Here is an 8,860-nt window from a genome sequence, read left to right on the forward strand (position 1 = left end):
TGTCGGCCGGGTCGCCCGCGTGCCAGCCGCCGGTGCCCGCGCTGCTCACCCGCACCACCTCGGCCAGGCCGCGCTCGGCGATCTGATGGGCGAACATCTTCTCCGCCATCGGCGAGCGGCAGATGTTGCCCGAGCAGACGAACGTGACGTGCAATGGTTCATCCCCGGGTCGCGTCGCTCCTGCCCGCCGTGGGTCAGACACCGAGCACCTCGCGCAGGTCGGCCACGGTGGCGACGTGCGCCCGCCCGCGCACAGCGCCGGGTTCGGTGAAATCTGTGCGGCCGTAGCCCCAGTCGACCACCACCGTGTCGATGCCGTGCGCGGCGGCGCCCTCGACGTCGTGGCTGCGGTCGCCGACCATCAGTACCCGCTCGGGCAGCGGCGTCAGCTTCGCCAGCGCATGGGCCACCACGTCGGCCTTCGCGGCGCGCGAGCCGTCGACGCTGGCGCCGGCGATCACCTCGAAGTGGTCGGCCAGACCGAAGTGCTCGAGGATGCGGTGCGCCGTCGGCTCGGCCTTCGACGTGGCCACCGCCAGCCGCACGCCGGCCGCCCGCAGATCCGCCAGCAGGTCGGGGATGCCGTCGAACAGGCTGTTCATCGACCAGCCCCGCGTCGTGTAGTCGGCCCGGTAGGCGGCGACGGCGGCGGCGGTGCGGTCCCCGAGCCCCATCGCCCCGAGCGTGTGGTGCATCGGCGGCCCGATGATCCGGCCGGCCAGGTCGCCGTCGGGCACCGTGGCGCCGACCTCGGCGAGCGCGTGCTTGAAGCTCGACACGATCCCGCGGGCGGAATCGGTCAGGGTTCCGTCGAGGTCGAAGAGGACCAGCTGCGGTCGCGTCCCGGCGAGCGTGCTGTCCAGCGTGTCCGTCACACCGCCATTGTCCCCGACGCGGTGCGTCGTCCCGAAATCCCACCGGACGGACCGCCCATTACTGTCGTGATGTGGGGAGTGTCCGTCTGGCCGAGATCATCGACGTCCTCGACGACGCGTATCCGCCCGGGCTGGCCGAGGGCTGGGATTCGGTGGGCCTGGTGTGCGGCGACCCCGACGAGGCCGTCACGTCCGTGACAGTCGCCGTGGACGCCACCGCCGACGTCATCGACGAGGTGCCCGACGGCGGGCTGCTGCTGGCGCACCACCCACTACTGCTGCGCGGTGTGGACACCGTGGCGGCGAGCACACCCAAGGGCGCGTTGGTGCACCGGTTGCTGCGCTCAGGGCGCGCCCTGTTCACCGCGCACACGAACGCCGACATCGCCCGACCCGGCGTCTCCGACGCACTGGCCGAGGCGATCGGGCTCGAGGTGGGCGACGCGCTGTCCCCGTCCGGCCCGGGTACGAACCTGGACAAGTGGGTCGTCTACGTGCCGACCGAGGATTCCGACGCGCTGCGCGAGGCGCTCTTCGCAGCAGGCGCCGGCCACATCGGTGACTACTCGCACTGCAGCTGGACCGTCGCCGGAACCGGTCAGTTCCTGCCGCACGACGGCGCGAACCCGGCGATCGGCAGCGTCGGCGCCGTCGAGCGGGTGCCGGAGGACCGGGTCGAGGTGATCGCACCGGCCAAGCTGCGGGCACACATCCTGGCCGCCGTGCGCTCCGCGCATCCTTACGAGGAACCCGCGTTCGACGTGTTCGCGCTGGCGCCGCTGCCCGGCGACACCGGCCTCGGCCGGATCGGCGAGCTGCCCGCCCCAGAACCGCTCTCGGCGTTCGTCGCGCGGGTCCGCGCCGCACTGCCCGAGACGACGTGGGGGGTGCGCGCCGCGGGCGATCCGCGTGCGACGGTGTCCAGAGTGGCAGTGTGCGGCGGCGCGGGGGATTCCCTGCTGGACGCCGTGACGGCCGCGGACGTGCAGGCCTACGTCACCGCCGACCTGCGCCATCATCCCGCCGACGAGCACCGGCGGGGCTCGCCGGTCGCGCTGGTCGACGTCGCGCACTGGGCGAGTGAATTCCCCTGGTGCCACCAGGCCGCCGGGCTCCTGCGCGGCCGGTTCGGCGCCGCACTGCCGGTGCACGTGTGCCCGGTGCGCACCGACCCGTGGAACGTCGAGGACGACCGTACGGAAAAGAGGACATGAAAGCCGAAGTAGTGCATCAGCGTTCGTTGCTCGAGCTGGCCCAGGTCGACGCCGAGCTGAGCCGCATCGACCACCGGACCAAGAATCTCGCCGAGCAGCAACGGTTCGACGCCGTGCAGGCCGAGCACAGCGCGGCCAACGACAGGCTGGCCGTTCTGCGGATCGCGCTGGACGATCTCGAGGGCCAGGCGACCAAGCTCGAAGGTGAGATCGACTCGGTGCGCAAGCGGGAGGACCGGGACCGCTCACTGCTCGACAACGCCACCAACGCCAAGCAGATCACCGAACTGCAGCACGAACTCGAGACGCTGCAGCGCAGGCAGGCCAGCCTGGAGGACTCGCTGCTGGAGGTGATGGAGCGGCGCGAGGAACTGCAGGAGCAGCAGTCGGCGGCGCTCACCGACATCGACGACCTGCAGACCGGTCTGAGTGCCGCCCGGGCGGCACGGGACGCGGCGGTCAACGAACTCGGCCAGACCCGGCGCCAACGTGCCGAGCGCCGTGACGAGCTCGTCGAAGCACTCGACGCCGAGCTGGTGAAACTCTACGAGCGTCAGCGATCCGGGGGCGGTCCCGGGGCGGGCGCGCTGCAGGGCCGGCGGTGCGGCGCCTGCCGGATCGAGATCGACCGCGGCGAACTGGCGAGGATCTCCGCCGCACCCGAGGATGAGGTGCTCCGATGCCCGGAGTGCGGTGCGATCCTGTTGCGGGTCAAGGACAACGGCTGATGAAGGTGATCGTCGAGGCCGACGGCGGGTCGCGCGGCAACCCGGGTCCCGCTGGCTTCGGTGCGGTGGTGTTCTCGGCCGACCGTGCCACCGTTCTGGCCGAGAGCAAGCAGGCGATCGGACGTGCCACCAACAACGTCGCCGAGTACCGCGGGCTGATCGCGGGACTCGAGGAGGCCGCCGCGGTGGGCGCCACCGAGGTGGCGGTCGCCATGGATTCCAAGCTGGTGGTCGAGCAGATGAACGGCCGCTGGAAGGTCAAGCATCCCGACCTGATCGAACTGCACCGCGAAGCACAGGGTGTGGCGGGCAGATTCGAGCGGGTGGACTACCGCTGGATACCGCGCGCACAGAACTCCCACGCCGACCGGCTGGCCAACGAAGCCATGGACGCCGCCGCGGGAATCGGTGACGGCCCGTCCGAACCGGCGGAGAACTCAGCGTCGACACAGGTGGTGTCGAACCCGGCGGGGTGGACCGGTGCGCGAGGCGCACCCACCCGGCTGATGCTGCTGCGGCACGGGCAGACCGAATTGTCCGTTCAGCGGCGCTATTCCGGCCGAGGCAATCCGGCGTTGACCGAACTCGGCCGCAGGCAGGCCGACGCCGCAGCCGCATACCTCGGTGAGCGCGGCGGGATCGCGGCCGTCGTGACGTCGCCGCTGCAACGCGCGTACGACACCGCCGCGGCAGCGGCCAAAGCCCTCGGGCTCGACCTCAGCGTCGACGAAGACCTCATCGAGACGGACTTCGGTGACTGGGAGGGCCTGACATTCTCCGAGGCCTCCGAGCGCGATCCCGAACTGCACTCGCGGTGGCTGCGCGACACCGCCATCGACCCGCCCGGCGGCGAGAGCTTCGACACCGTGGCGCACCGCGTCCGGCGGGCACGCGACCGCATCATCGCCGAGCACGGCGACGCGACCGTCCTGGTGGTGTCCCACGTGACGCCCATCAAGACCATGCTGCGGTTGGCGCTCGACGCCGGGCCCACGATCCTCTACCGGCTGCACCTCGATTTGGCCTCCCTGAGCATCGCCGAGTTCTACCCCGACGGCGCTGCGTCGGTGCGGCTGGTGAACCAGACGTCCTATCTCTGACCGGAGGCGCCGATCAGGACGTGTGCAGGTGCAGGCGCTCGCCGTGCGGCCCGAAGATCGCGAGCGCCTCGACCGCTTCCTCCACGGCGCCGAACCAGTGTGGCGTCCATGTCGAGAATTCCACCGCCTCACCGGGTTTGACGGTGAAATCCTGGTCACCCAGGATCAACCGCAGCCGGCCCGAGAGCACGTACATCCAGTCCTGCCCCTCGTGCACCGGCAGTTCCTCCGGCGGCTTGCGGCGCCGGGCGCTGACCCGGATCTTGAACGCGTGCAGGCCGCTTGCCGGGCCCTGCCGGGTCAGCGGCCAGTAGGTGACGCCGTGATGGGTGTGTGAGCTGCTCTTCACCCGTGGGTCCTCGGCGTCGGGTGCACGCAGCAGGTCGTCGGTGCTCACCGACAGTGCGGCGGCGAGGCGCGGCAGGTGGTCCAGAGCGAGGCGACGCTTGCCCGATTCCAGCCTGCTGAGCGTCGACACGTCGATGCTCGACCGGTTCGCCACCTCCTCGAGCGTGAGCCCGCGCTGTGTCCGCAACTCCCGTAGCCGACGCCGGACCCGCTGGTCGACGCTGTCTTCCTCCGCTGTCTTTGCCTGCATGGCAAATCAGCTTGGCACTTGACCGGTGTGCGCGGCAACCTCGGGACATGGACGCGATCTGGGACTGTGTGGTGGTGGGCGGCGGCGCCGCGGGTTTGAGTGCGGCGCTGGTGCTGGGACGTGCGCGGCGACGGACCCTGGTGGTCGACGCCGGCGCGCAGAGCAACCTGTCCGCGCACGGCATCGGTGGGCTGCTCGGGTTCGACGGCCGGACGCCTGCGGAGCTGTACGCGGCGGGCAGAGCCGAACTGGCGGCGTATCCGTCAGTGGAGGTGCGGATCGGTGAAGTGGTCGACGCCCAGCGTGCCGACGACGGGTTCGCCCTGCTGCTGCAGGACGGTCGACGGGTCGCGACGCGGCGAATCGTGTTGGCGGGCGGAATGTCCTACGACGTCCCGGCACTGGCGGGGGTGGACCGGCTGTGGGGCAGGTCGGTGTTCCACTGCCCGTTCTGCCACGGCTGGGAGGTCAGGGATCAACCCGTCGCGGTGCTTGCTCGAGGACCACGCGCCGTGCACGCGGCGTTGCTGTTGCGGGGATGGAGCGACGACGTCGTGGTCCTCACCGACGGACCGGCGGACCTGGGCAGCGAGGACCGCGCGCGACTGACCGCGGCCGGGGTCGACATCGACGAGCGCACGGTGGCGGGGCTGCGGATCGTCGACGACGGGCTCGAGGCAATCGAATTCGCCGAGGGGGCGAGCATCGATCGGCGTGCCCTGATGGTGACCCCGAGGCTGCGTCAGCGTTCACCGCTCGCCGCTCAGCTGGGCGTGCGGTTCCAGGAATCACACCCCCTCGCCGAGGACGCGGTGGCCGTCGATGAAATGCAACGCACGTCGGTGCCCGGCGTGTTCGCCGCGGGTGACGTGTGCGTACAGGTGCCGCAGGTCGCGGCAGCGGTGGCCGCCGGATCGCTGGCCGGCGCGTCGGTGATGCAGACCTTGATGGCCGACGATCACGGGTTGCCGGTCCCCGAATGGAAGGAACACGTGAATGTCTGAGGCGCAGGAGTTCTGGGACGAGCTGTACGGCGCGCGCGAGCGGGTGTGGAGCGGCCGGGTGAATCCCTGGCTCGCCGAGACGGCCGCGCCGCTCTCGCCGGGGCGTGCTCTCGATCTCGGCTGTGGCGAGGGCGGGGACACCGTGTGGTTGGCCGAGCACGGATGGCATGTGACGGCGGTCGACATCTCGCCGACCGCGTTGGACCGGGCGGCCGCCGCCGCGGAGGCGGCCGGGGTGACGGCGCGCATCGACTTCCAGCGACACGATCTGCTGGAGAGCTTCCCAGACGGCGAGTTCGACCTGGTGTCAGCGCAGTTCCTGCAGTCGCCGCTGGACTTCGACCGTGACACGGTGCTGCGCCGCGCCGTCGCCGCGGTCGCGCCGGGTGGAGTGCTGATCGTCGTCGACCATGGTGCGGCGCCACCGTGGGCACACGAGATGGCGCGCAAGCATCGCTTCCTGTCGGTCGACGAGGTGATCGACCCCATCGGACTCGATCCCGCCGAGTGGCAACGGGTTCGCGCCGAACCGGTCGAGCGTTCCGCCACCGGCCCGGACGGTGAGGCGGGGACCCTGCTCGACAACGTCATCGTGCTGCGCCGGGTGACGCACTAGGCCGAGGCTCAGGTGGCGTCGTGGAACACCAGGCCGAGGGTGAACCGCTCGCCGGACCGGACCGTCGACACGCCGTGGCGGACCGGCGCGGCACTCCAGCCGCGGGCGGAGCGCACCGGCCGTTCACGCGTGGTGAACACGAATCCTTGGCAGAACGGCACCGTCGTCGAGGTCCCGCGGGACTGTGCGCGGGGGCGCTGCTCGAGCAGCAGGAACTCGCCGCCCGTGTGGTCGATGCCGGGCTCGTTGAGATCGATCACCACCTGCAGGGGAAACATCATGTCTCCGTACAGGTCCCGATGTAGCGCGTTCCAGTCGCCGGGGCCGTATCGGAGCAGGATCGCCGTCGACCGGGTCTGGCCGGCGGTGTGGCATGCGGCCAGCCACTCGTCGAGGGTGTCGGGCCAGGGGGCCTCGCGCCCGAGTCGGGACCACCAGTCGCGCGCGATCGGCAGAAGGCGGGGGTAGAGCGCGTGCTTGAGCCGCTCGACGGGCTCGGGTAGCGGGCGGTCGAAGTACCGGTACTCGCCGCGGCCGAAGCGGTATCTGCTCATGTCGATCGTCGAACGGAACTGTGCGTCGTCGTCGTACCGGCCGCGTAGCTCCGCCGCCTCGGCGGGGGAGAGCAGCGCAGGCAGCAGGGCGCCGCCGAACTCGTCCAGTTCTGCGGCGACCCCCGCCCAGTCGGCGGAGTCGACGCGTCGCTGCCAATCATGGTGATGCACCGCAACGCTCATCAGAAGAGCCTCGCCGCCCTGCGCTCCGCTGGCTCCTCCAGATCGAGCAGCAGCTTCTTGCGTGCGACGCCGCCGGCGTAGCCAGTCAGCCGTCCGGCCTTGCCCACCACCCGATGACACGGGATCACGATGCTCAGCGGGTTGCGGCCGACGATCTGACCGACCTCGCGGGCCGTCAAGCCGCCGGCGGTATCCGCCAGTTCGCCGTACGTCACCGTGGCGCCGTAGGGAATCGCGGTGAGCTGTTGCCAGACACGTCGCTGCGTGATGTCACCGCGCGGATCGATCGGCAAATCGAGTGTGGTCCGCTTGCCGGCCAGGTAGTCGCACAACTGGTTCTGCGCCTCGGCCAGCAGCGGGTCGGTGTCCGCGTCGACGCGTTGGCCGAAGCCGTTCTTCGCCGGTCTTGGCCAGTGCCCCTGGAAATACAGACCGATCAGCGCGTCGCCCTCGGCCGCCAGCGTCAAGTCGTCGAGCGGGCTGTCGATCACGGTGTGTCGGATGCTCATGGCGTCCTCCTCTCATCATGTAGACGGCGGGGGAGTCGAAAGCGTGAGTTGTCATACCCTTCTGCCATAATCGAATGTATGTTCGATCCGGCGCAGACAAGCTTCGATCAGGTGCTGGCCGATGCGCGTCCGGAGTCGGTCGAAGCACGCGAACTGATCTCCGCGGTGTTGGCGGCGGCGCGCCGGGAGAACCAGCAGGCCGCGGCGCGGTTGACCGCGATCGGCGACCTGTATGCGGTGCGGTTCGCCGAGCGCGATGAGCTCAGCGACCAGTGGGCCGTGGACACCGAATCGGCCGTGGCCGTCGAGATCGGCGCCGCACTCAACATCGCCTACGAGCGCGCCAAGGATCAGGTCAGCCTCGCCCGCGGACTGCGTGAACGCCTACCCCTGGTCGCGGCCATGTTCCGCGCCGGTGAGCTGACCCTCGACATCGTCACCACCCTGCTGCAGCGCACGACCCTGATCACCGACCCCGCCGTCTTGACCCACGTCGACGCCACCCTGGCAGGTGCGGCGGCCCGGCTGATGCGGCTCAGTTACGGCCAGGTCTGCGGATATGTCGACCGCGCCATCGCCGCACACGATCGAGATGCCGTGCGGCGCCGCCAGAAAGCATCCGACGAGCGTGAGATCTGGGTCAACGACGGCCTCGATGGGATGAGCAGTTTCGGCGGCACCATGCCCACCGCCGGGGCCCGAGTCTTCGACAACCGCCTCGACGCGCTCGCCGACACCGTCTGCACCGACGACCCCCGCACCAAGAAGCAGCGCCGCGTCGACGCCATCGCAGCCATCTCCAGCGGCGCCGACCACCTGCAGTGCCAATGCGGCAATCCCGACTGCCCGAGCAAGGACGCCGTCGCCACACCCTTCGTCATCCACGTCGTGAACGGACCCGACGAGCACCCGGACACCGAAGCCCAACCGGCCGAGCCCGCCGAGTCCGCCGAGGCCGCCGCCGAGTCGGCTGAGGCCGAGGCCGACGACGAATCCACCGACGAGCCAGAGCCGGCGGACGACCCTGCCGCCGCCGAGTCGGTGGCCACGCTCGTGCGCAACGACGGCATCCTGCCGCCCGAACAGGTCGCGCCCCTGGCCGAGACAGCCACGATCCGCCCACTGATCCATCCCGGCGATGCTGCTCCCGAACCGCGCTACACGCCGTCGCGCAAACTGGCGGAGTTCGTGCGGTGCCGCGACATGGGCTGCCGGTTCCCAGGCTGCGACGTGGCGGCGTTCAGCACCGACATCGACCACACCGTCCCCTACAGCCAGGGCGGGCCGACCCAGGCGTCGAACCTCAAATGCCTGTGCCGCCTTCACCATTTGATCAAGACGTTCTGGGGGTGGCGTGACCGACAACAGTGCGACGGGACGGTCATCTGGACCAGCCCGGCAGGCCACACCTACACCACCACACCGGGATCGGCGCTGCTGTTTCCCTACCTGTGCACCCCGACGGCCGCCGCGGTCATC

Annotated in this window: 11 protein-coding genes; 6 read left to right on the forward strand and 5 right to left on the reverse strand. The window is 70.3% G+C overall.

Annotated elements, in window-relative coordinates; genetic code table 11:
* Positions 1–202: arsenate reductase/protein-tyrosine-phosphatase family protein (locus Q2100_RS14355; RefSeq protein WP_456094136.1), on the reverse strand; the 202-nt coding region annotated here is incomplete at its 3' end.
* Positions 195–875, reverse strand: coding sequence for an HAD-IA family hydrolase (locus tag Q2100_RS14360; RefSeq protein ID WP_302914614.1), 681 nt, complete (start codon positions 873–875; stop codon positions 195–197). The genes Q2100_RS14360 and Q2100_RS14355, both read right to left, overlap by 8 nt.
* A gap of 71 nt (positions 876–946) precedes the next feature.
* On the opposite strand from Q2100_RS14360, the gene Q2100_RS14365 reads away from it, so the two are divergent.
* Genes Q2100_RS14365 through Q2100_RS14375 form a run of 3 tightly spaced genes read left to right on the forward strand, consistent with a single transcriptional unit; the run spans position 947 to position 3,917 of the window.
* A complete protein-coding gene (locus Q2100_RS14365; protein WP_302914615.1) occupies positions 947–2,089 on the forward strand; it encodes a Nif3-like dinuclear metal center hexameric protein in 1,143 nt (380 codons plus the stop codon).
* A complete protein-coding gene (locus Q2100_RS14370; protein WP_302914616.1) occupies positions 2,086–2,817 on the forward strand; it encodes a zinc ribbon domain-containing protein in 732 nt (243 codons plus the stop codon). Before Q2100_RS14365 ends, Q2100_RS14370 begins: the two co-directional genes overlap by 4 nt.
* Positions 2,817–3,917 (forward strand): bifunctional RNase H/acid phosphatase, encoded by a 1,101-nt coding sequence (locus Q2100_RS14375; RefSeq protein ID WP_302914617.1) that lies wholly within the window; start codon positions 2,817–2,819, stop codon positions 3,915–3,917. The genes Q2100_RS14370 and Q2100_RS14375 overlap by 1 nt, the downstream gene beginning before the upstream one ends.
* Positions 3,918–3,930: 13 nt before the next feature.
* On the opposite strand, the gene Q2100_RS14380 is transcribed toward Q2100_RS14375, so the two are convergent.
* Complete coding sequence (locus Q2100_RS14380) at positions 3,931–4,515, reverse strand: type II toxin-antitoxin system RelB family anti-toxin (RefSeq protein ID WP_302914618.1); 585 nt, start codon at positions 4,513–4,515, stop codon at positions 3,931–3,933.
* A gap of 47 nt (positions 4,516–4,562) precedes the next feature.
* Here Q2100_RS14380 and Q2100_RS14385 point away from each other — a divergent pair, with 47 nt between their 5' ends.
* Complete coding sequence (locus Q2100_RS14385) at positions 4,563–5,519, forward strand: NAD(P)/FAD-dependent oxidoreductase (RefSeq protein WP_302914619.1); 957 nt, start codon at positions 4,563–4,565, stop codon at positions 5,517–5,519.
* On the forward strand, positions 5,512–6,135 hold the full coding sequence (locus Q2100_RS14390; protein ID WP_302914620.1) for a class I SAM-dependent methyltransferase: 624 nt from the start codon (positions 5,512–5,514) through the stop codon (positions 6,133–6,135). Before Q2100_RS14385 ends, Q2100_RS14390 begins: the two co-directional genes overlap by 8 nt.
* Positions 6,136–6,143: 8 nt before the next feature.
* Here Q2100_RS14390 and Q2100_RS14395 read toward each other — a convergent pair whose 3' ends face one another.
* Both Q2100_RS14395 and Q2100_RS14400 read right to left on the reverse strand, forming a co-directional pair.
* Positions 6,144–6,872, reverse strand: coding sequence for a 2OG-Fe(II) oxygenase (locus Q2100_RS14395; protein ID WP_302914621.1), 729 nt, complete (start codon positions 6,870–6,872; stop codon positions 6,144–6,146).
* Entirely contained in the window at positions 6,872–7,381 is a 510-nt protein-coding gene (locus tag Q2100_RS14400) for a methylated-DNA--[protein]-cysteine S-methyltransferase (RefSeq protein ID WP_302914622.1), read from the reverse strand. Before Q2100_RS14400 ends, Q2100_RS14395 begins: the two co-directional genes overlap by 1 nt.
* A 78-nt stretch (positions 7,382–7,459) precedes the next feature.
* Here Q2100_RS14400 and Q2100_RS14405 point away from each other — a divergent pair.
* Positions 7,460–8,860 (forward strand): HNH endonuclease signature motif containing protein (locus Q2100_RS14405; RefSeq protein ID WP_302914623.1); only part of this gene is annotated, 1,401 nt, incomplete at its 3' end.

The organism is Mycolicibacterium arseniciresistens (assembly GCF_030519285.1).
Classification (GTDB): domain Bacteria; phylum Actinomycetota; class Actinomycetes; order Mycobacteriales; family Mycobacteriaceae; genus Mycobacterium; species Mycobacterium arseniciresistens.